Origin of the sequence: Flavobacterium sp. UBA6135, from assembly GCF_002428305.1 — a bacterium.
Taxonomy (GTDB): domain Bacteria; phylum Bacteroidota; class Bacteroidia; order Flavobacteriales; family Flavobacteriaceae; genus Flavobacterium.
In genome coordinates this window covers 1-22489 of record NZ_DIVJ01000016.1, presented here as the reverse complement: position 1 = coordinate 22489, position 22489 = coordinate 1, and the positions used below count along the sequence as shown (strand labels likewise).

The 22489-nt window shown below is 36.1% G+C and carries 18 protein-coding genes and 1 tRNA gene; 11 read left to right on the top strand and 8 right to left on the bottom strand.

The annotated features are described in order from the left end of the window. Window positions 1-8: 8 nt before the first annotated feature. Window positions 9-518 carry a YybH family protein gene (locus tag B3L86_RS04970; protein ID WP_291115740.1) on the bottom strand — a complete coding sequence of 170 codons (510 nt, stop codon included), beginning with the start codon at window positions 516-518 and terminating at the stop codon, window positions 9-11. Between the two features lie 435 nt (window positions 519-953). Beyond that, window positions 954-2921 carry an endonuclease gene (locus tag B3L86_RS04965; protein ID WP_291115737.1) on the bottom strand — a complete coding sequence of 656 codons (1968 nt, stop codon included), beginning with the start codon at window positions 2919-2921 and terminating at the stop codon, window positions 954-956. Between the two features lie 172 nt (window positions 2922-3093). Between B3L86_RS04965 and B3L86_RS04960 the strand changes: the two genes are divergently transcribed. The 3 genes from B3L86_RS04960 to B3L86_RS04950 all read left to right on the top strand — a co-directional run bounded on the left by B3L86_RS04960 (window position 3094) and on the right by B3L86_RS04950 (window position 5198). Continuing rightward, on the top strand, window positions 3094-4263 hold the full coding sequence (locus B3L86_RS04960) for a TlpA disulfide reductase family protein (protein ID WP_291115734.1): 1170 nt from the start codon (window positions 3094-3096) through the stop codon (window positions 4261-4263). A gap of 174 nt (window positions 4264-4437) precedes the next feature. Then, a tRNA-Tyr gene (locus B3L86_RS04955) sits at window positions 4438-4519 on the top strand. Window positions 4520-4949: 430 nt separating this feature from the next. Further along, entirely contained in the window at window positions 4950-5198 is a 249-nt protein-coding gene (locus B3L86_RS04950; RefSeq protein WP_291115731.1) for a hypothetical protein, read from the top strand. Window positions 5199-5538: 340 nt separating this feature from the next. On the opposite strand, the gene B3L86_RS04945 is transcribed toward B3L86_RS04950, so the two are convergent. Next, window positions 5539-5952 (bottom strand): DUF6691 family protein, encoded by a 414-nt coding sequence (locus B3L86_RS04945; RefSeq protein WP_291115728.1) that lies wholly within the window; start codon window positions 5950-5952, stop codon window positions 5539-5541. Further along, a complete protein-coding gene (locus B3L86_RS04940) occupies window positions 5949-6503 on the bottom strand; it encodes a YeeE/YedE family protein (RefSeq protein ID WP_291115743.1) in 555 nt (184 codons plus the stop codon). Before B3L86_RS04940 ends, B3L86_RS04945 begins: the two co-directional genes overlap by 4 nt. Window positions 6504-6617: 114 nt before the next feature. Here B3L86_RS04940 and B3L86_RS04935 point away from each other — a divergent pair, with 114 nt between their 5' ends. The 4 genes from B3L86_RS04935 to B3L86_RS04920 are packed head-to-tail and all read left to right on the top strand — an operon-like array spanning window position 6618 to window position 9308. Beyond that, entirely contained in the window at window positions 6618-7106 is a 489-nt protein-coding gene (locus B3L86_RS04935) for a DUF4199 domain-containing protein (protein WP_291115726.1), read from the top strand. Continuing rightward, window positions 7103-7567 (top strand): 2-dehydro-3-deoxyphosphooctonate aldolase, encoded by a 465-nt coding sequence (locus B3L86_RS04930; protein ID WP_291115723.1) that lies wholly within the window; start codon window positions 7103-7105, stop codon window positions 7565-7567. The genes B3L86_RS04935 and B3L86_RS04930 overlap by 4 nt, the downstream gene beginning before the upstream one ends. 53 nt (window positions 7568-7620) lie before the next feature. Continuing rightward, a complete protein-coding gene (gene kdsA, locus B3L86_RS04925; RefSeq protein WP_291115720.1) occupies window positions 7621-8439 on the top strand; it encodes a 3-deoxy-8-phosphooctulonate synthase in 819 nt (272 codons plus the stop codon). A gap of 44 nt (window positions 8440-8483) precedes the next feature. Next, the gene (locus B3L86_RS04920) at window positions 8484-9308 is read left to right on the top strand and encodes a hypothetical protein (RefSeq protein WP_414655123.1); all 825 of its coding nucleotides are present in this window, start codon (window positions 8484-8486) and stop codon (window positions 9306-9308) included. Between the two features lie 309 nt (window positions 9309-9617). Here the strand turns inward: B3L86_RS04920 and B3L86_RS04915 are convergent, their stop codons facing one another. Beyond that, on the bottom strand, window positions 9618-10481 hold the full coding sequence (locus B3L86_RS04915) for a hydroxymethylglutaryl-CoA lyase (protein ID WP_291115714.1): 864 nt from the start codon (window positions 10479-10481) through the stop codon (window positions 9618-9620). A 337-nt stretch (window positions 10482-10818) separates the two neighbouring features. Here B3L86_RS04915 and B3L86_RS04910 point away from each other — a divergent pair, with 337 nt between their 5' ends. Beyond that, window positions 10819-11235, top strand: coding sequence for a hypothetical protein (locus B3L86_RS04910; protein WP_291115711.1), 417 nt, complete (start codon window positions 10819-10821; stop codon window positions 11233-11235). Between the two features lie 157 nt (window positions 11236-11392). Here the strand turns inward: B3L86_RS04910 and B3L86_RS04905 are convergent, their stop codons facing one another. The 3 genes from B3L86_RS04905 to B3L86_RS04895 form a co-directional block, all read right to left on the bottom strand. Continuing rightward, a complete protein-coding gene (locus B3L86_RS04905) occupies window positions 11393-12010 on the bottom strand; it encodes a DUF4142 domain-containing protein (RefSeq protein WP_291115709.1) in 618 nt (205 codons plus the stop codon). Between the two features lie 67 nt (window positions 12011-12077). Further along, window positions 12078-12644, bottom strand: coding sequence for a hypothetical protein (locus B3L86_RS04900; protein WP_291115706.1), 567 nt, complete (start codon window positions 12642-12644; stop codon window positions 12078-12080). 62 nt (window positions 12645-12706) lie between these two features. Next, the gene (locus B3L86_RS04895; RefSeq protein WP_291115703.1) at window positions 12707-13303 is read right to left on the bottom strand and encodes a ferritin-like domain-containing protein; all 597 of its coding nucleotides are present in this window, start codon (window positions 13301-13303) and stop codon (window positions 12707-12709) included. A 690-nt stretch (window positions 13304-13993) separates the two neighbouring features. Between B3L86_RS04895 and B3L86_RS04890 the strand changes: the two genes are divergently transcribed. From B3L86_RS04890 to B3L86_RS04880, 3 genes are all read left to right on the top strand, one after another. Beyond that, window positions 13994-18109, top strand: a complete 4116-nt coding sequence (locus B3L86_RS04890; RefSeq protein WP_291115700.1) for a DUF7619 domain-containing protein — start codon at window positions 13994-13996, stop codon at window positions 18107-18109. A gap of 216 nt (window positions 18110-18325) precedes the next feature. Further along, entirely contained in the window at window positions 18326-20803 is a 2478-nt protein-coding gene (locus tag B3L86_RS04885; RefSeq protein WP_291115697.1) for a T9SS type A sorting domain-containing protein, read from the top strand. 207 nt (window positions 20804-21010) lie between these two features. Continuing rightward, a complete protein-coding gene (locus B3L86_RS04880) occupies window positions 21011-22375 on the top strand; it encodes a metal-dependent hydrolase family protein (RefSeq protein WP_291115694.1) in 1365 nt (454 codons plus the stop codon). Window positions 22376-22489 lie beyond the last annotated feature (114 nt).

Below are 22489 nucleotides of genomic sequence, written 5' to 3'. Positions count from 1 at the left end.
CTTTTAGCTTATTGTTTTGTCATTAATGGCGTGTCAGGCGTACTAATATCACGGATGCACACATATTTCCCATCTCGTTTTTCAAAAAGACTCATATAATGTCCTGTTCTGGTCTTGTTACCTAGGGAATCAAGAGCGGTGTAGGAACCAATCTCGGTTACTAAAGTTCCATCATCGGAAATAAATAAGTCTTTCACCGCAAAAGAAACAGTAGATCCTTTTGGATAGCTTACTAAATCTTCTTGAATGGAAGCTTTCATAGCTTCTTTTCCTACTACGGGTGCTTTTTCAGATGGATAACTGATCGCATCATCGGAGTAATACGTCATAATACCATCCACATCTCTTGAATTAGAGGCTGCCGCATAAGCATCTTCTAATGTTTGAATTTCTGTTCTGATGGCATCCGCATCAACAGCTGGAGCTTCTTCTACTGGAGCTTCCGATTTTGTGTTGCAGGCAACCATTAGCAGCATGCAAATACCCAACGTCATGGGTTTTAAAAATTTTTGTTTCATAATTTAATTCATTTAAAGGTTTTGATTATTAACTATTTTATAGCCAACCTATTAAAGGTAAACAAATTAAGAATAGTAGGTATTAAATTTCTAACATTTTTTTGTTTTAGTTCGTAGTGGTTGGTGTTTTTGAAAAAAGGCTTACTATTAATCTTACTTTAAATTATGAGATGTGTTTCTATTATAGAATTATTAAGCTATTTGAGATTAGTAAAAACGTCATTTGGGATGATAGACGGCCTTACTTAGCACACTCCTAGGTTGTCTTCGACATCCCTCGGAATGAAAAAAAGGGCAAGATAAGTAGTGGGCAACTTTGATTATGGTATCCGTCTTGATTCGGAATGACAAACTGCGAGTAAATGATGACCTTCTGTATGTAAAATAAAAAAAGGGCTATCTAGCCCTTTTTCTTATAATTATGTGGTGAATATTTTACTTTATAATTATTTTTTTGCTAGATGTTTTATCATTTGAAGTTACTTTGATGAAATACATTCCTGATGCTAAATCTAAAGTTAATGTAGTCACGCCGTTTGCGATAGCTGCCGCTACTCGTTGTCCGTCAATGGCTAGTATTTCATACGAATAGTTTCCTTCCACACCGGCAAGTGTCACTGTCCCTAATGACGGATTGGGATAAATCGAGAAATCCAAAGGGGTTGGATTTTCTACACTCAAATTACCTTGCCACACCTGACCGGCATTGGCTCCCCAAATATAATCTGCCAATTGTGGTAAATCAATAAACGGATTTCGGTTGTATTGCCATGTATAGATATAATTGTTTCGGTTCATTTCAAAATCATCAGAAGGGTCTGTTTGATTCCAAGTTAAAAGTGTTGCCAAATCACCCAATTGATGTAAAGTTGAATCCGGTGGATTACCATTCACCACATTTAAAACAGTATATCGTACGGCCATGTAAAAAACAGCACGAGCCACATCGCCTTTCCAACTTCCCAAATTACCGGCCGGACCGTTGTAATCATTTAAGCCATAATCTTTGTTATTTCGTGAACTGTTTTCAGGCCCATCTTCCGCTCTAATGTGGTGAGCATCAGCATGACCTGCTAAAATATCATTGGCATTAGTTGGTAACCAAACATCAATTCCATCAGCAATATCGCTTGTTCCGTTTGAAAACCCACCTCTCGATTGCGGATAAATATGCTCTCTATTCCATTTACCTACACTACTTCCTGTAGTTTGAAAATCCAATTTGGCTCGCGGTTGTTCCACATACATTAACCACACCTGGTTATTGTTGGTTGGGTTTTGGTCAGCGATTCTAAGAATAGTTGTGATGTCCCCATAATTATGAGCACGCACCACATTAGGGTTGGCAATAATATCTTGAAGAGCCTGAGTTAATTCTGCTCCTGCTTTTCCGTTCAGCGAATCGTAGTATCCGACCGGAGCAGTACTTGTTACCACTCCATAAGTTGGATTTAATGGCGTTCCCCATGGAGAAACCGAAAAATCATTATCAATCACCCGAATGTAAATATTGTCATTCATTCGAACATAACCAGCGGGTACAGCTCCAAAACGGATACGCATTTCTTCATCACCTTCATCCAATTCATCATCAATAATTTGGATGGTTGTGGTGAACGTTGTACCACCTTCCGGAATAAAAACGTTTAAATTTCCGGTAAAATCAGCTGCATTAAACCCTCCGTTATTCAGCAAAAAACTAAAATTCAAATCGGATACGGTTGGGTTTTGTGTGGTAAAGGTGATATTAAAACTATCGCCTTCGTTTTTGTGTGCCGTGTTAACAGTTATAGTTATTCCGTTAAATTGAATGCCACTCCCATCATTGTTCGCCCCAGGAGTTGGTGGTTTTACTTCATAAGTTCCGTCGTTTTTTCGTTGAATGGAATGATTGGCCGCTTGACCAAACTGATTTTCGTTGGTTTGAACAAATACATTAAACAAATTCATCAACCCCGTAGCCTGTGGATCACTAGTATCATAAATCAACACGTCGATAAGATTGGTGGTAGTAGCTAAAGTAAAGTCAGGAAAATCATTGGGAGTTCCCAAATAAATAGCCACAGCATCTTCACCATTTTGAATTAAATTATCAGGAATAATTCGTTGTGGAACCGGAGCAACCAAATTACTTCCAATCACTACTAAGCCATTGGCATCGGTAACTAATCCTGATAAATCTATGGTTAAATAACTTCTGTTAGCGTTACTCGCAGTGGGGTTTCCATTAAAAAAAACTAATACATAACCGTCTAAAGAAAAGAAAGGTGTGGTAGATTTTAACTCTACAAATTCTTTGTCATCGATACCTGGTGTATCAGAATCCAATTCATTAATAACTACTTGGCTAAAAGAAAAGGTGGCCACTAAAGCTACCAAAAGCGTATAAACGTATTTTTTCATCAAGGTAAATTTGTTTTTGCGAAGATAAGTGTATTTCGAAAGAAATCATATTTCTTTAACATTAAGCCATTAATATCAGTTCATTGTATGGTTATTTATAAGAAATTTTAGCTGTAAAAATCTATTAAATAAAAGATAAAAAACTCTCACTGCTTGATAAAATTCTATAATTTTGGAAAAAATTAATAACGACTACATTCTTATGAAACAATTGTTTGTACTTTTAGCCATGACGGCTTTTTTAACTTCTTGTAACCAACTCAAAGAGAACCAATTTGAAGTTATCGGAACTATTGAAGGACTTGATGACAATACCAAAATTATCCTTGAACGCCAAAACGAATTGGGCCAGTTTATTGCACTTGATTCTACAACGCTAAAGGACGGAAAATTTACGTTCAAAAATGAATTTTCAGAACCTGAATTTCAATACATCCAATTTAAAGAAGTCCCCGGAAAGCTGCCATTTATTGCTGAAAAAGGTACTATTTCTATCATTGCTTACAAAGATAGTTTGCATAGAAGCAGTGTAAAAGGAACATATAGTAATGACCAATATTTGGCATACATTAAAGAAGGTGAAGCTTCAAACAAAAAAAGAAGAAAGTTTCAAGAAGAAAACAATTCAAAATGGATGGAGGCTCAACAAACACAAGACACAGCCGTTATAAATGCCTTGATTAAAGAAAACAAAAAATATGAAGACGAGATGATTGCTATTGGCAAAAAACACATTAAGAATCATCCTAAATCCTTCATATCTGTATTGTTTTTAGATCACCTTGCGGGCATGCCTGATGAAGATAAAACTGAATTAAAAAAATGGTATGACAACTTATCAGAGACTTTAAAGAATACAAAACCGGGGAAATCAGCTCTTGAAAAATTAAATTTTGTAGCTCCAAAATTACCTTCAAACGTTGGTCAAGAAGCTCCTAATTTTTCAGCACCTAATCCGGATGGCAAAGTCATTTCGTTAAAAGAAAACTTGGGTAAAGTAACTATTATCGATTTTTGGGCTTCTTGGTGTAAACCTTGTCGTATAGAAAATCCGAATATGGTTGCACTTTATAATGACTTTAAAGGTAAAGGACTTCAAATTATTGGTGTTTCCTTAGATCAGGAAAATGCCGCTGCTGCTTGGAAACAGGCTATTGCTGTTGACAAGTTAACGTGGATTCACATGTCTAATTTAAAGCATTGGAAAGATCCAATTGCACAACTATATGGTGTTGAGTCGATTCCTGCTATTTTTATTTTAGATGAAAACGGCACCATCGTTGCAAAAGATTTACGAGGTGATGCTCTTCGAGCTAAAATAGCTGAACTTTTAGGAGTGTAAGCTTTAAAATTAGCACTAAACCGACTTTAAATGACTGTTTGTTTACTTCATTTAAAGTCGGTTTGTTTTTATATTCCTTTATTTCAAGAGATTAAAAAAATAATCCAATTATTTTAAAGGAATGGTTTGCAATGTTTGAAAACAATTCTATATTTGCAACCGCATTAATGCAATGGGGAGATACTCAAGCGGCCAACGAGGGCGGACTGTAAATCCGCTGATTACATCTTCGCAGGTTCGAATCCTGCTCTCCCCACACTTTAAAAAACAAAAAGCCTAAAAACCCTGCAAATCTTAGTATTAGTAGGGTTTTTTCATTTCCAACAACTTGAAATCATTCATTTAATCATAAATCTTGAGGAGCAAAATCGAGACCCTAAAACCTTCTCTATTTTAGGGTCTCGCTAAATCTTCTTAAGCCTTAAAAACACTGTTCTTTGACCAATTCAATATCCTGTTCAAAAGCTGAACATCTTGTTTGGTATTAATCAGAAATTTAAATTGAATACTAAATAAGTAACCACAACGAAAAAAAAATCACTTTATGTTTCTATGCTAAAAGCACAAAGTTGACTGCTGTGGGCAAATTACCCATTTACGTACGTCTCACTATAAAAGGTCAAAGACTAGAATTCAGCTCGAAAAAGTTTAGGGAAAAATAAAAATGGTATCACGAACAACTTAAAATGAAAGGTAATAATGAAGAAGCTCGTTCAATTAACAACTACCTGAATATGATGCAATCAAAAGCACTTGGTATCAAACTACAACTCCTACGTAAAAATGAAGAACTAACTATTGAAAACTTTCAAAACATATTATTTGAAGATGATGAAAATGTAAGAATGCTAATTCCAATTCTTGAAGGCCACAATAACAGAATGAAAGAATTAATAGGCAAAATAGTATGCCTGAGGTACTTTACATCGATTTAAAACAACCTTAAAGCACTTAAAAAATTCCTTATCGGAAGTACAAGATCTCCTATATTCGTCTGAACAAGCTGGATTATAATATTACCGATTTTGATGCTATCTTAGGGGTGCAAAAACTGCTCAAATAATTCTACAGTTAAGCATATTCGGAATTTTCAAAAAATTATCAATGAGTATGTAAAAAACGAGTGATTAGAAAAAAAAATGCAATAAAGCGATCTGTCTTTCGACCGGTATATTTTAAGAATAGAACGGATTAATTCGGATTTTGATAGTTGTTTGAAAGAGTCCAATGAAGAGTTTTGGCAGTTATTATTTCCTAATAAATTAGAAAATTTAATTAATGAGGCAATTTTTCTTTTACTAAACCATACAGGAAAGTGCCAAAAACAGCACCGCCTAAAACCCAAAGCACGTTATAAAAACCAGCTCCAATGAGTATGAATAATGGTCCGGGGCAGGCCCCAACCAATGCCCAGCCCAAGCCAAATAAAATACCGCCGAACCAATAGCGTACGTTTCCTTGTTCTTTATCTAAAATTTCAATGGGTTGTCCGTGCAGGTCTTTCAGTTGTTTTCTTTTGATAATTTGTATGCCTATTAGTCCGGTAGCTATGGCTGTACCGATTATTCCATACATGTGAAACGATTGGAAATGAAACATTTCATAAATTCGGTACCATGAAACTGCTTCGGTTTTAGTTAAAACAATACCAAACAAGATGCCTACGAGTAAATATTTTAGTAAATTCATGAGTTAAAAATTAAAGGTAAAAGAAAATGAGCCATTACTAAACCACCGATAAAGAAACCTATAACGGCTTTTAGCGAAGGCAACTGCAGGTTGCTCAATCCAGAAATAGCGTGACCTGAAGTACATCCTCCGGCATACCTACTGCCAAAACCAATTAACATGCCACCCAATACCAAAATAAAAATCATGTATGGTGAAGGGTCCTGAAATAAAGCATCAGGTAGTAATTTACCTTTAGGAGCGTCAATACCCATTGCTTCAATTTGTTGAATAGTGTTCGGGTTGATGGCTACATTGGAACTGTCATGCAAGTAAGTAACGGCTATAAAACCGCCAATAAAAGCACCTAAGGCAACTACTAAATTCCAGCGTTGGGTTTTCCAATCCCAATCAAAAAAAGCAACCCGTTTCCCTACTCCTGTCATTGAACATAACGAACGTAAGTTGGATGACATACCGAAAGTTTTTCCAAAATAAATTAACAACAGCATGACTACTCCTATTAAAAAACCGGAAATAGACCAATGCCAAGTTTGTGATAAGAACTCCATACCTAAAAAGTTTTGACAAAAATAAGCATTCCCTTTTGGACTTGCTAAAAAAATAGGCTGCATCGAGCAATTAAAAAATTTTTTACCTTTGATAGCAAATTTGAAATTTTAACTATGAAAAAATTTACTATTGAAATTAAATGGTCTGTTGTTTTTACTTTGGCCGTAATCGTTTGGGCTATTCTGGAAAAAAAATTAGGTTATTATGACCAAAAAATTGCTTCACATGCTTCGTTTTCTTTCTTATTTGCTTTAGTGGCTTTTGCTATTTATTTTTTTGCTATTTATAACAAAAAGAAACACTTTTTTATGGGACATATGGAATGGAGGCAAGGCTTTGTTAGTGGTTGTGTTCTTTCTGTTTTTATCACAGTACTTACGCCGTTGAGCCAATATATCATTCATACGGCAATTGCTCCTGAATTCTTTGATAATTATGTTATATACATCGTTAAAAAAGAAATTATGACGGAAGAAAGTGCTCATTCCTATTATAATTTGACTTCTTATATCACACAAACGGTATTTTTTGCGTTATCAGTAGGAATTGTTACGGCAGCGATTGTTTCATTTTTTCTCAAAAGCAAACCACGCACATCATGAAACTAAATCAATTTGTTCTCTTTTTACTATTTTCCTTGCTGTTTACTTCGTGTATCAGCACAAAAAACAGTATTAAAAATATTGACGACTCCGCTCCCACTCCGGTTTTGACAAAAAAGAACACCTTTGTATTGACAGAATACAGTAGTGATAAAAAATATGGGTTTGACGCTACTTATCCCGTTAATATTTTTTATCGCAATACGTTAAATGACACCATCAATGCGGGTCGTTTTATTCGTGCATTAGCAGGACCTAATGGTGAGCCTCTTACTTATAAAAGATTAGAAAGTTGCTGTCCTTTCCCCACAAAACGCAGTGACATTGGTGCCGGCATGTTGGAAGTATTCGAGATTACCTGGCCTGGAAACACCAAACCTTTAGTACTTTATTTCAACAGTTTTGAAAAAGGAAAACTACTGATTCCTATGGGATTAACGTTAAAAAATGAGGACAACTAAGAAGTGTTTTTATTTTGCTAAAAATTCGTACTTTTGCACATCAACTTTTGAATATGGATATCAATAAAATACCTCAAATAAAACACGCCGATAGCGGAAACTTTTTTGTTTTGGCGGGACCATGTGCGATTGAAGGCGAAGAAATGGCTTTGCGAATTGCCGACCGTTTGGTTACTATCACGGATAAACTAAAAATTCCTTACGTCTTTAAAGGGTCTTTTAAAAAAGCGAACCGTTCGCGAATTGACAGTTTTTCAGGCATTGGTGATGAAAAAGCTTTAAAAATTTTACAAAAAGTTTCTCAAACATTTGGAATTCCAACCGTTACAGATATTCACACCAATGAAGATGCGGCTATGGCTGCCGCTTATGTTGATGTACTTCAAATTCCTGCTTTTTTGGTTCGTCAAACTGATTTGGTAGTTGCGGCTGCTAAAACCGGAAAAACCGTAAATTTAAAAAAAGGACAATTTATGAGTCCGGAAAGTATGAAACATGCCGTTCAAAAAGTGTTGGATTGTCACAACGAAAATGTGATGGTTACTGATAGAGGTACGATGTTTGGTTACCAAGACATGATAGTAGATTTTAGAGGAATTCCAACTATGAAACAATTTGCTACCACTGTTTTGGATGTCACGCATTCACTTCAACAGCCCAATCAAATGTCGGGTGTAACCGGTGGAAGACCAGACATGATAGAAACCATTGCCAAAGCCGGAATAGTTACCGGAGTTGACGGTATTTTTATTGAGACTCATTTTGATCCGTCAAATGCCAAAAGTGATGGAGCCAACATGCTGCATTTGGATTATTTTGAAGATTTAATGACCAAATTAGTTGCCATTCGAACCACTATTAATCAATTCTAACCTAACCCTCACTTACTAACCCAGTGAAAAAGCAATCGTTATTGATTGTGTTCTTTTTTTGTGCCTTTTTTCAACACATATCTGCCCAAGACATCTTGTCTACTCCAGAAAAATACACAGCCCACAACAAAGGTAAATTTTATATCTATTGGGGAGGAAATAGAGAAAGTTTCTCCAAATCAGATATTCGGTTTAGAGGAGAAGATTATGACTTCACCCTTCATAATGTCACAGCTCATGACAAACCTAAAGGTTGGCATTGTGACTACATCAATCCATTGCGAATGACGATTCCACAAACCAATTTGCGATTTGGTTATTTTATTTCAGATCATTACAACATCTCTATTGGTGTGGATCACATGAAGTATGTCATGTATCAAAATCGAGCTGTACACTTGACGGGCTATTATCCCAACCCCGGTTCGTATGGTGAGACTTTACCCAACGGGCAGGTTTTGTTAACTGAAGACTTTTTAAAATTTGAACATACCGATGGTTTAAACTACGTGAACACCGAAATTTCAAGAGTGGATGATATTTCATCTTGGTTTAAATTACCAAATACCGATAAGGTTCAAATCAATATCACAGAAGGTATAGGAGCCGGATTATTGTATCCGAAAACCAATACAACGTTGCTAGGAAAAGAACGTTATGATGAGTTTCATGTTTCCGGATATGGTCTTTCCGCTAAAGCGGGATTGAATGTTACTTTCTTTAAACACTTTTTTTTGCAAATGGAATTAAAAGGCGGTTATATCAATATGCAGGATATTCGAACTACCAATTCGAAAGCAGATAAAGCCCAGCAAGAGTTTTGGTTTTTCCAACAGATTATTACTTTTGGAGGAATTTTTAGGTTGTGATTGGAACGCGGATAATACCGATTAGGTGTCAATTCATAACCTAAAAAACGACATCTATTTCATTTTAGAATACCAATTTTTAAAATTAAAGAAATAGAAAAAATGAAGTCATTCTTGCAATTAGCGTCTAAAATTGGAATGCATTATTTTTTGACATTACGAAAATAAGACGCTTTGCTTTATTTCATTAATGGCCATAAAGGTTTTTTCATTTGTTTCATTTTCTTCTGCCAGAAAGAAAATAAGGCACTAAAATACAAAATTATATTTTGTTCCTATTGAAACCTGTAACTCGGAACCCACAACTTTCTAATGAAACTCCCCAAACAATTTTGTTGCTTCATTATAAGCACTTTCAAAACTCATTGGGCTGGTGTTGGTGTTTTGTTTTTGGGTAGTAAAATAAGATAGTAATTTTTCGGTAGGCATGTTACCCGTTAGGTCATCTTTAGCCATGGGACAACCGCCAAAACCTTGAATGGCTCCGTCAAATCGACGGCATCCTGCTTTGTAGGCTGCATCTACTTTTTCAAACCATTTGTCAGGGACAGTATGCAAATGGGCTCCAAACTCTACAGCAGGGTATTTCGGAATCAAATTTTCAAATAAGTAACTAATCACATCGGGTGTTGAACTACCAACAGTATCTGATAACGACAGAATTTTTACACCCATAGCAGCCAACTTTTCTGTCCATTCCCCTACAATGTCCACATTCCACGGATCGCCATATGGATTTCCGAAACCCATAGACAAATAGGCCACCACTTCTTTGTTGGTGCTGTTTGCAATAGCTAAAATTTCTTGTAAAGTAACAATCGATTCTGCAATTGTTTTGTGGGTGTTACGCATTTGGAAATTTTCAGAAATGGAAAACGGATAACCCAAATACTGTATCTCATCATGTTCCGCTGCCATTTCTGCTCCTTTGGTATTGGCAATAATGGTCAATAATTTACTGTGCGTTTGCGATAAATCGAGTTGTGCTAATACGGCAGCGGTATCTGCCATTTGGGGTATTGCTTTTGGTGAGACAAAACTTCCAAAGTCCAGTGTGTCAAAACCTACGCGTAATAAAGCTTGCAAATAAGCCACTTTTCGTTCCGTTGGAATAAAGGATTTAATGCCTTGCATGGCATCACGTGGACATTCGATAATTTTTATTGGTTGCATAGGTGCTCAAATATAAGGAAGAATTTTGGTTTATGAAATGGTTTTTTTTTGAGGGGCTGAGAGGCTGAGGGGCTGAGTTTTTTTCTGACAGAAAACAAAGAGAGCACTAAAGGTTATATTTAACATCAAGAAATTAAGGTGAATTAAGATCTTACCGAATAAAGCTCATAGGAAAATAATTAAAGGCACAATTTTATTTTGTCTTGAAACCTGAAGGGTTTTAGCTTTCATTCAAACTGTACTAATAACTGACCTAAAACCCGAAAGCGAAGTTCGATAACAGTCTTCAGACAACCTAAAACTTTTTTTTCTACCTTTATTCAATTAAAAAAAAATTATGTATCCGATAGTTCGTAACATTCTAGCAGTTATTCTCGGTTTTGCTTTAGGCAGTTTGGTAAACATGGCATTGATACAACTGAGCGGTTATGTCATTCCTCCACCGGAAGGCGGTGATGTCACCACCATGGAAGGTCTTAAAGCGACCATGCACTTGTTTGAACCCAAACATTTTTTGTTACCTTTTTTGGCCCATGCTCTAGGTGTCTTGGTTGGAGCGTTTGTTGCGACTAAAATAGCTGTTACTAATCAATTGAAAGTAGCCTTAGTTGTTGGCTTTTTGTTTTTATTGGGTGGAATTGCCAGTGTTATGATATTGCCTTCACCTCTTTGGTTTACAGTAGTCGATTTAGTAGTGTATTTCCCAATGGCGTATTTAGGGTGGCTGCTTGGAGTTAAAAAGCACACTACATAGTCTTTTATATAAAGTAAGACTCTATATATAAAAACTACCCTAACAAAATTGACTTAAATGTCAATTTTGTTAGGGTAGTTTAAAATTTGATCTAATTACTAAACATCGGATAATAATACATCATCGTTATTTTACAACCCCTTGATGCTTTTCATTACTATTTCATTCTATCACTCTCCTTTTTAGCGACTTCAGCATGTTCAAGATGTTTTATAAAAGTAATTAATTTGCTCGATGCCCAAGTTCTGATATCACCATCTTCAGAATCATTGGCTGCTTTTTCAAATAAGGAAATAGCATCTTTATGATGGTCTACCATCATTTGGCTGTACGTTTTACCAAAATCATTTCCAGTTTTACCGGCTAATTCATCATAATTCTTTTTTGAGTCTTCTGTAATTGAAGTTGGTATGGCTACTGATTTCGATCGTGATAAGGTAGTTAATTCTTGATAAGCACGGTTATGTTCGTCTTCCATTAACTTGCCCAATTCTTTGATATGTTGTGAATTGCCTTGTTGTTGAGCTAGCTTTCCCAAGCTAATATCTTCCAATTGCATTTCAGCAGCATCCATCAAAAATTTAGCATTGTTATCATTTTCTACAACCAAAATCGTTTGATCGTTGACTGATTCATTATTTGAAATATTATCCATTTCGGCATTTGTTCTTGATTCATCGGTTCTTGTATCCTTGCATGAGGTAACCAAAATTACTGTTCCTGCTAAACAAATTGAAAACAAAAGGAATGAATTTATCTTACTTTGCTTTTTCATATTATAAATTTTTATTTTGTTACTAAAAAATAAAGAACGTTAATTCCTTACCTTTAATTTTTTACTTCTAATAGTGCACTTCCTCACCACGATTGGTTTTCCAATTTTGTTCTAAATATTCGGCATCTTCATTATTTCTCGGAGTAACTGAAATCACTACATTTCCTTCTTTAATACCTGATTCATACAATTTAGCTCTTGCCTCCGGTATGCCTGAACCTACTAAGGCTCCAATTAGACCACCAGCTAAACCACCGGCTCCTGCACCGGCTAATCCTGCTGCAATTGGTCCGGCGATTAAAATACCTAGTCCCGGAATCACAACACTAGTACCGATAGCAGCTATAACTCCTACCACAGCACCAATAGTACCACCAATTGCCGATCCTTTTCCGGCATGTTCTGCGGCTTTGGTTCCAATTTCTGTTTTATCAGAGATATTGTCTTCATTATAATGTGCTTTTCTTGTTTCATCAGACATAACTAGATTGATATCATCTTTAGAATATCCTCTCTCGTTTAAGGTATGATACGCGTTCTCAGTGCTCTCACGGTCGCGAAACATTCCTGTTAAAACTCTTCTTTCAGAAGATCTGTCTACAAAATCTCCATTTTCATTTCTTGAATTTTCCATTTTTAAATTGTTTAATTGATTATTATTGAGGATTTAATTGATACCTAAAACTTGTTTTTAATTTATGCTTTTTTTTCTGCTGCTTCAACATTGACGGCATCTACAGCCACTTCTGTCAATTTTAGATCGGCATTTTTTTCTTCTTGTAAAGTAGCGTCCAGTAACTTGACAATGTCATTTAGCCCCAAAGTTTGAGCAAATTGGCTCAATGTGCCATAAGAAGCAATTTCATAATGTTCCACTTTTTGTGCTGCAGAAATAATTCCTGCATCACGCATTGCTCCCGTTTCGCACGCTTCTATAATTTCATCCGATTCTTTCATCAAACCTGCCATAGCTTCACATTTTTCAGCTTCTGCTTTTTTACCCAGAATTTTAAAAATTTCTTCAATTCGTTTGGCTTGTTGTTCTGTTTCCACAAGATGGTTGGTTAAGGCATCAATCAATTTTTCTGATGTAGCGTTTTTAATCATTTTTGGGATAGCTTTGGTTAATGCTTTCTCAGCCCAATAAATATCTTTCAGCTCCTCTTCAAATAATTGCATCAATTGTGAAGCTTGCATTTTACTTTTGGTCGTATTTACTTTCTCAGGTGTCTGTTTCATGTGAGTAGCATTTGACTGGCCATTTTTACTGAAACTTGTTTTTGTTGTATTCATTTATTATAGTTTTGATTGTTACAATTGAATGTTATTACTTTTTGTTCAACTAATCGATTTGAACTAGTTGGACGCCAACAAGATTGTATTATTATCCTTCTTTATTTAGACATAAAAATGTTGTTTTTTCTATAGTAAGATAGGTTAACAAAGGTCAGAGGTTATGCTTTGAAATGCATTGTATCATTTGTTGCAATGGTTGTATCATTTACATATTCATGTAAAATAAGCAGTATAAAAAATCACAACTTCATGATAAATAAGACACTAGCTTTTTAAAATAAATAGAAGTATAATGTTTTAAGGTGAATAATATAACAATATGAATAAAAAATAAAAGAAGGTATTATAGAACTATCCATTAATAGCAACTTAGTTTAAAAAAAAAGCTTCAAAATAGACATATTGATACTGAGGTTTTTATACCTCACAGAAAACAAATTTGATGTAGAAAATTCGTTTTTTTAATTAAAGAACTTCACTTTATATTTTAATATTAAGAAAATAAGACGCTTAGACTTGAATAGCAAAACAAAGAGCTATTGAAGAAATGGATTAACTAAAATTATTTAACGGTTATCACTTACTATTCAGTAATTCCATTCATTATGCCTTTTTAGCACCTCATTTCTAGGATATTCAAATAAATTTTAATAGTATTGTATAACCAACAACCAAACCAAAAAACCAATGAAACAAACACTACTCTATTGTTTTTTTGCCTTATTTTTTTCTTTTTCTGTTTTCTCTCAAGAGAATGCTCCGGGACAAGTATGTAGCACGGCTATTCCTATTTCGACTTTACCTTATACTACTACGGATAATACAGCCAATTATGGTGATGATTATAGTGGGACAGCGGGCACAGCCAGTTGTGGTTCTTCTAATTCATATTTGAATGGAGACGATGTGTTTTACACTTTTACAGCCACAAGTAACACCCCTGTGACAATAACCATGACGCCAACAAACACTTGGTCGGGGTTGTTTATTTATAACAGTTGTGCTAATATCGGAATCAGTTGTATCGCCGGTGTAGCTAATTCAAATACTAATCCGAGAGTTATTATATTACCAGTTACTGCAGGACAAACCTATTATATAGCAATTTCTACTTGGGCAACTAGTACGAACTCACAAAGCACCTTATATACCCTTTCAATTGTTGAAAATACTTGTACGAACTTTACCTCGAATTATAGTGTGGTATCTGATTGTACTAATGGCGAGCAATTCAATGTGATCACCACCATTGCTAACATGGGAAGTGCTTCTTCCATTACAGTAACCTCCAATCAGAGCGGTTTTTCTCAAATAGTAACAGCACCTGGAACGGTCCAGTTTGGCCCTTTTCCAAATGGAACTCCTGTTATTATTAATGCTCAAGACACAACCGATTCTAATTGTTTTTCTAACAGTCAGACACTTTCACAATCTTTTTGTCCTCCTACTAATAATTTATGTGCAGATGCTATCGCAATCACTTGTGGCTCTTCGGTGACGCAAACTACAGTAAATGCTACCACAACAGGAGCTCCGACATTTACCTGTGGCACAGGTCCCGGTGCAGGTGGACTATGGTACACCTATACGGGTACCGGATCAAACACAACGTTATCGTTATGCAATTCAACCTATGATACAAAAATTCAAGTTTTTACCGGTTCTTGTGGCGTTTTTACTTGTGTAACCGGAAATGACGACTTTTGTTCAAGCAGATCTCAAGTTACTTTTGCAGCAACTTCAGGAGTAACCTATTATGTCTATGTATTTGGATATTCAACCAATCAAGGTGTTTTTACCTTAAACGTAACCTGTGAAACACCCCCTACTCCTCCTGCAAATGATGCTTGTGAAAATGCCACAGTTGTAAACGTTAACACCAATACGAGTTGTGCTGTGACAACATCAGGAACCATAAATGGTGCTACAGCTTCACCACAAGCGAATACGTGTACAGGAACACCGAATGATGATGTTTGGTTTCAATTTGTTGCCACGCAAACTTCGCATTCCATTGAACTGTTAAATATATTGGGGTCCACTTCTGATTTAAACCACACTGTTTATTCAGGAAGTTCCGCTGTAGGATGTGATGGGTTAACCCTAGTGTATTGTAGTGACCCTAATATAAGTACTGCTGTAGGTTTAACTCCGGGTCAAACCTATTATATTCGTGTGTATAGCAATGCAAACGCTCTTTCTCAAACTACTGTTTTTAATATCTGCGTAAGAGAACTGCCTCCACCTCCTACTAATGACAATTGTGAAAATGCACAAGTTGTAAACGTTAATACAAATTCGAGTTGTACTCTTGTCACTGCCGGTACTATTACCGGTGCAACACCATCACAGCAAGCTAATACTTGTCCAGGTACGCCAAATGATGATGTTTGGTTTCAATTTACAGCTACTCAGGAATCGCATATCATCTCCCTATCCAATGTAGTGGGTTCTACAACCAATTTGAATCACGCTGTTTTTTCGTTTACCGCTACTACGAGTCCTTGTAATGATTTGACAGCAGTTTATTGTAGTGATCCTGACACAAGTTTTTATAGCAACTTTGTGGTGGGTCAAACCTATTACATTCGTGTGTATTCCAGTTTGAATGCACCAAATACCTTTGCTACATTTAATCTATGTATCAGCACTCCTAATTCGCCAATCGCTGTAAGTACAACTCAATATACCGTACCACAATTAATTGAAAATGTATTGATTAATGTAAATTGTTCCCTTGCTTCAAACATTTCTTGGGTTACGGGTACAAATTTTGGTTCGGTTAATGGAATTGGTTATTTCAACAGAAGCGGTTCCAACTTTCCATTTGCTGAAGGAATTGTATTAAGTTCCGGAAACGTTGAAAACATTCCGGGTTTTAACCTCACTACGTTAAGTGAAGGGTCTACCAGTTGGATTGGTGACAATGACTTAAACAATATCATACTTGCGGCAACAGGTCAAGCCATGAATTCCAAAAATGCCTCTAAAATTGAATTTGATTTTATGCCGGAGAGCAACTTCATCAGTTTTGATTTTATTTTTGCTTCGGAAGAATACGGAACATTCCAATGTAATTTTGCCGATGCTTTTGCCTTCTTACTAACGGATGTAGCAACGGGTATTACTACAAATTTAGCAGTTGTTCCGGGCACTCAACTTCCGGTTTCAGTGGTTACTATTAGAGATGTTGCTTTCAACACTAGTTGCCAATCTGTAAATTCCGAGTATTTTGCTGATTTTTATGGTGTTAATGGGTCAAGCATTTATAGTGCTGCCGTAAATTTTAACGGTTTAACACATCCTATGACTGCTTCCAGCGTTGTGATTCCTAACAATTTATACCGAATCAAATTGGTGGTTGCAGACAGATTAGATAACATCTTTGACAGTGCTGTATTCTTAGAAGGTGGTAGTTTTGCTTTTGGTAACCAATGCCAAAATGTAATTCAATTAGAAGCCTTTATCGATAGTAATGGAAATGGTGTGAAAGATAGTGGTGAAAACCCTTTTACCTTGGGTACCTTCAATCACAATGTGAACGATGCTCCTGAAATAAATGTTACATATTCTCCTAGCGGTATTACTTACATTGTAGTGGACAATGCCACAGACAGCTATGATTTCACCTATCAAATCTATCCTGAAGTAGCGGCTTATTTCAATACGACTACTTCACATTCCAACATTACTTTTAACGCAAGTGGTAACAATGTGTATTATTTCCCTATTACTGTTACACAACCGTATAACGATGTGGAAGTAAACTTAACGGCAACTTTTGGACCTAATCCGGGATTCCCGTATACAAATAAAATAACTTATAAAAACAACGGTATAGTTCCGGCATCGGGTACATTGACTTATGAAAAAGATCCTGTACTAACCATCACATCTGTATCACAAGCAGGTACAGTTGCAACGGCAAATGGATTTACCTATAACTTTACCAATTTAGCTCCTAATGAAACCCAAATCATACAAGTAGGATTGCTTACTCCTACTATTCCAACTGTTTCTTTGGGTGACCAATTGACCAACAGCGTTAGTTCCACTAGTGTTGGTGATTTTAATGCCAATAACAATTCTGCTTCTTTATTACAAACCGTTAGCGGTTCATTTGACCCGAACGATAAAATGGAAGCTCACGGACCGGAGATTCAAATCAGCACTTTTGGTGCGGATGACTATTTGTATTATACCATTCGTTTTCAAAATACCGGAACAGCTAACGCAGAAACGGTTATCATTACTGATTTCTTAGACGGTCAACTGGATGAAAACAGCATTCGTATGATTAGTGCCAGTCACGCCTACACCATGAACCGCATCGGCAGCGACCTTACCTGGACCTTTGCAGCAATCAATTTGGTGCCGGAATTAGTAAGCTCGCAAGACAGTCAGGGGTATGTGCATTTCAAAATCAAACCAAAAGCCGGCTATGCCGTGGGTGATGTCATCCCGAATACCGCTCAAATTTATTTTGACTTCAATGATCCTATCATAACCAATACGTGTACCACGGAGTTTGTAACTACTTTAGGCGTTGATGATGTGACAGCATCTCATTTTATGATGTATCCAAACCCAGCAAATGACCAAGTAACAATAGCTGTAAACAATACTACAACTACCATTGCTACCGTTCGTTTGATTAATGTTTTGGGACAAGTGGTACTCCAACAAAAAGGCACACCTAATCAAACTGTGATTGACATCTCAGGATTAACCACAGGTCTGTATGTTGTGGAAATTGTAACTGAAAATCAATTTACCATTGTGAAAAAACTGGTAAAAGAATAAGCTTGGAGTCTTTTTAATTGATACTAATTTAAGTTTATGAAAAAGCCGAGACAGTGATGTTTCGGCTTTTTTTTGATGGGATTGGATTGATAACGGTATAACTATACCTTGAGCTCCGGAGTACACTATTCTAGTTAATTTTTAAGAAACAACTTACTCATTTGTTTCATTTTATTTATATTTGATAAAACTATATTTTTCATAAAAATGAAATCGATGAGAAAAAAATTACTTTACTTCAGTTTATTGTTATCCTTTATTTGTACCGCACAAAACCCTGCTGATATTGATAGGGTTGTTGGTAGTGGTTTTATTGGCATAAATGATGGAGAAGCAATTATGGAACAAGCAGATGGGAAAATTATTGTAAGTGGCAGGTATTTGAAAGAAGTAGATGGTTATGTTCAAGCTGAAGGACGACTTTTACGATACAATAGTGATGGCAGTATTGACGCCACTTTTCAAATGAGTACTTTTTCAGAAACCGGATTCATTAATGATATAGCAATACAAGCTGATGGTAAAATAATTGTAGGCGGCAATTTCAATAAAATGAATGGTGAAAATGTGAGTAACCTTGTAAGACTCAATCCTGATGGAAGTAAAGACGCTTCTTTTATTGGGTTTTTCGGAAATATCATCTATTCCATTGCTATTCAAGCAAACGGTAAAATTGTAATAGGTGGAACCGGTACTTATCTAGTCAATGAACACTATCAAAAAAGTATGGTTCGACTGAATTCGAATGGAACCATAGACCCTACTTTTGATTTTGGCTCTTTAGGTTTTGCACCAACAAACTCGGCAACTCCCATATACAAAGTGGTTGTTCAACCCGATGGTAAAATTATTGCAGGAGGCTCTTTCACCGCTTTTAATGGTATCGGTCCCGGAAAGTTAATTCGTTTTAATGCTGATGGAACAAAGGACACCTCATTTGATATTGGCTTGGGTTCAAATGACAATGGCACTATTAGTGATATTCTTCTTCAAGCTGATGGAAAAATAATACTATGTGGTGGTTTTGGTAATTGGAACGGACAAAATTTTGGCCGATTATGCAGACTAAATGCCGATGGAAGTACCGATACCTCATTTACCAATTTTTTTAACACAAGTAATTCCGGTCCATTAAAAATTGCAAAACAAGCTGACGGAAAGATTTTAGGTGTAGGACCATTTACTGTTAGTAACGATATAAAAAGGATTGTGCGATTAAATTTAGATGGAAGTATTGACTATACCTTCATAAATTCAATACATAACAGTTCTTTGCGAAATATTCATATCCAATCGGATAATAAAATTTTAATTGGAGGAGTCATGAGTAGTGATCGAATGGATGGGTTGAAAAATGGAGTTGGACGATTTAATATGGACGGTTCTATTGACAACTCGTTTAATTTGAATACCGGACTTAATGATGAAGTGAATGCCATTGCTTTACAACCGGATAACAAAACACTTCTTGGGGGAAATTTTACCCGTTTTAATGGTTTAGTGCAGCATCGATTACTGCGTTTAAATGATGAAGCAGAAATAGATAACACTTTTTCAATAGGTTCAGGCTTCAATAATACAGTTACTTCCATTTCGGTTCAAACGGATACTAAAATTATTGTAGGCGGAAATTTTACAGAATATAATGACCAAACGTTTAATCATTTAGTCCGATTAAACAGTAATGGTACAATTGACAACGGATTTACTATCGGAACCGGATTTAATAACACCGTTGAAACAATTTTACTTCAACCGGACGGAAAAATCATAGTGGGTGGAAATTTTACTCAGTTCAACGGAAGTCCTCAAAATTATCTTACTCGCTTGAATACAGACGGAACAAAAGACACTAATTTTGTTGCAGGTGACGCACTTAATAATAAAGTTAGTTCGCTTGCCCTTCTTCCTAATGGCAGTATTTTAGTTGGTGGAAACTTTACTTCATTTAATGGTCAAAATCAAAATCGATTGTTGCTCTTAAATAACGATGGTACAAAAAACGCTCAATTTAATATCGGTAGCGGATTTGGGTTTGAAGTCAAAGATATTGCTGTACAATCTGATGGAAAAATAATCATTGCTTCGCTAATCCCTATTCGCTTAAATGATGATGGAAGTACTGATACCGGTTTTAATGTTAACCTACCCGGTACAAAAACAATTGCGATTCAAGAAGATGGCAAAATTCTTCTGGGAGGCTATTTCTATACTTTTGACGGTATTCCTCAAAAAAGAATTATACGTTTAAATCCGGATGGTACCAAAGATGTATCTTTTGATGTTAGTAGTATTGGTACTTCCGGTTTATCAACAAGCGGTTTTACAGAAGGTAGTTGTACTACCGTTGTCATTCAACCGGATAATAAAATTTGGGTAGGAGGTAGTTTTTTCCATTACAGAGGTGCTTCCTCCTTTTCGGCCATTCGTTTGTTGGGTGACAACGTACTCGCTACTACTAATTTTGATTCCGTTTCTAATACAATAATCGCCTATCCAAATCCTGTTAAAGATATTTTACATTTAAACCACTCGGTTAAAAATCTAAAAATACAGGAAATTACGGGTAAAATTATCACTGAAAAAAGCAACCTAAATCAAGTTGACTTTTCAAATTATTCTAACGGTATTTACTTGGTTACTATCGAACAAGATAATGGTAAAATAGAAACACTTAAAATTAGCAAACAGTAAATAGACAAACGCGACAATTTGTTCATCTTTGATAAAAATTCGAATTAAATCAACTAATTATTAAAGAATTAGCTAATTAATGGTAAGATTATTTCACAGCGTCAGCACTTAATAAATTGTTACACCGCTTTACATCAATTATTTTAACTAGTGTTTAATTACTTTTTTTCATAATTTTAAGTGCTAACTTTTCAACACTCTTCTTATATGAAACGCTCTTCCCTTTTTGGTTTTCGCTTTTTACTAAAGACAGTTTTGCTTTTAAGTACGTTGACATCCGGAATAAGTGCACTTGCACAAGAATCCTATGACGCAATACTTTTTGAAAACGTATCCGTTTTTGATGGAAAAAATAAAACCCTACTCCTCCAACACCATGTATTAGTAAAAGGCAATCGCATTGCTGCTCTATCGGCAACACCCTTCGAGGGTGGTCCTAACACGTTAGTGATTAACGGCAGCGGCAAAACGCTTATGCCGGGATTAATAGACGTTCATGTTCACATGATATTCGGAGCTTTAACCATGCGGGACATGATGGCTCCTGATGCATCTCCTGAAGTTTTGTTTGGAAAAATAGTACCACAAGCCGAAAAAATGTTGCTCCGTGGCTTCACCTCTGTACGAGATGTGGGAGGTCCCGTTTTTGAACTAAAGCAAGCTATAGATAAAGGTACTATCAAAGGGCCTCGCATTTGGCCTTCCGGAGCCATGATCAGTCAAACTTCAGGTCATGGTGACTTACGTACTCCTGAGGAACGTTCGCGACGCTTTTTTGGACCCGTTTCCAGAGCCGAGCATTTTGGGGCTTCTTTCATTGCTGATGGACGCGATGAAGTGTTAACCGCTGTACGCGAAAATTTAAAGTCGGGTGCCAGTCAAATTAAGCTAATGGCCGGAGGTGGTACTTCCTCTGCCTATGACCCGGTGGATGTTACCCAATATACTTTTGACGAAATGCTGGCTGCAGTAGAAAGTGCCGAAGATTGGGGTACTTATGTGACCGTTCATGCCTATACCCCAAGAGCCATTCAAAGAGCAGTGAAAGCCGGTGTGAAATGTATCGAACACGGACAACTCTTAGACAAAGAAACCTTACGACTCATCAAAAAGAAAGACGTTTGGTTGAGTACGCAATACCTTGTTGAAGATACGCCCGATATGGATCCGTTGCGAAGAGAAAAACGCAAGCCGGTGATTGAGGGTCAACAACTGCTTTTGCCAATGGCTCGAAAAATGAAAGTAAAAATGTCATGGGGTACTGACTTTCTATTTGAACCTTGGTTGAATGAAGAACAAAACACCTATCTGTTAAAACTTAAAACGTGGTTTACACCTTATGAAATTTTAAAAATGGCCACGTATGATAATGCTCAATTATTAGCCCTTTCCGGAAAAAGAAGTCCCTACTCCGGTGAACTCGGAATTATAAAACAAGGAGCTTTTGCTGATTTAATTTTAGTGGATGGCAACCCGTTAGAAAACATCGACTTGATTGGCCGTCCTGAGGAAAGGTTTTTAGTGATTATGAAAGATGGTAAAGTGGAAAAGAATTTAGTTGGGAAAAAGTAGCTAAGAAGCTTAGTTTTTTATTTATCGTTTAAAACTAGGAAAACATAGCAAGTATTTTTTTTTTTTTTTAAACAGGATGTTTGTTCAAGTTGAGTATGCTCAATAAACTGTGTC

Coding starts and splice junctions, on each gene's coding strand:
- B3L86_RS04970 (WP_291115740.1), bottom strand. CDS start 518: ATGAAACAAAAATTTTTAAAACCCATGACGTTGGGTATTTGCATGCTG.
- B3L86_RS04965 (WP_291115737.1), bottom strand. CDS start 2,921: ATGAAAAAATACGTTTATACGCTTTTGGTAGCTTTAGTGGCCACCTTT.
- B3L86_RS04950 (WP_291115731.1), top strand. CDS start 4,950: ATGAAAGGTAATAATGAAGAAGCTCGTTCAATTAACAACTACCTGAAT.
- B3L86_RS04945 (WP_291115728.1), bottom strand. CDS start 5,952: ATGAATTTACTAAAATATTTACTCGTAGGCATCTTGTTTGGTATTGTT.
- B3L86_RS04940 (WP_291115743.1), bottom strand. CDS start 6,503: ATGGAGTTCTTATCACAAACTTGGCATTGGTCTATTTCCGGTTTTTTA.
- B3L86_RS04935 (WP_291115726.1), top strand. CDS start 6,618: ATGAAAAAATTTACTATTGAAATTAAATGGTCTGTTGTTTTTACTTTG.
- B3L86_RS04930 (WP_291115723.1), top strand. CDS start 7,103: ATGAAACTAAATCAATTTGTTCTCTTTTTACTATTTTCCTTGCTGTTT.
- kdsA (WP_291115720.1), top strand. CDS start 7,621: ATGGATATCAATAAAATACCTCAAATAAAACACGCCGATAGCGGAAAC.
- B3L86_RS04915 (WP_291115714.1), bottom strand. CDS start 10,481: ATGCAACCAATAAAAATTATCGAATGTCCACGTGATGCCATGCAAGGC.
- B3L86_RS04910 (WP_291115711.1), top strand. CDS start 10,819: ATGTATCCGATAGTTCGTAACATTCTAGCAGTTATTCTCGGTTTTGCT.
- B3L86_RS04905 (WP_291115709.1), bottom strand. CDS start 12,010: ATGAAAAAGCAAAGTAAGATAAATTCATTCCTTTTGTTTTCAATTTGT.
- B3L86_RS04900 (WP_291115706.1), bottom strand. CDS start 12,644: ATGGAAAATTCAAGAAATGAAAATGGAGATTTTGTAGACAGATCTTCT.
- B3L86_RS04895 (WP_291115703.1), bottom strand. CDS start 13,303: ATGAATACAACAAAAACAAGTTTCAGTAAAAATGGCCAGTCAAATGCT.
- B3L86_RS04890 (WP_291115700.1), top strand. CDS start 13,994: ATGAAACAAACACTACTCTATTGTTTTTTTGCCTTATTTTTTTCTTTT.
- B3L86_RS04885 (WP_291115697.1), top strand. CDS start 18,326: ATGAGAAAAAAATTACTTTACTTCAGTTTATTGTTATCCTTTATTTGT.
- B3L86_RS04880 (WP_291115694.1), top strand. CDS start 21,011: ATGAAACGCTCTTCCCTTTTTGGTTTTCGCTTTTTACTAAAGACAGTT.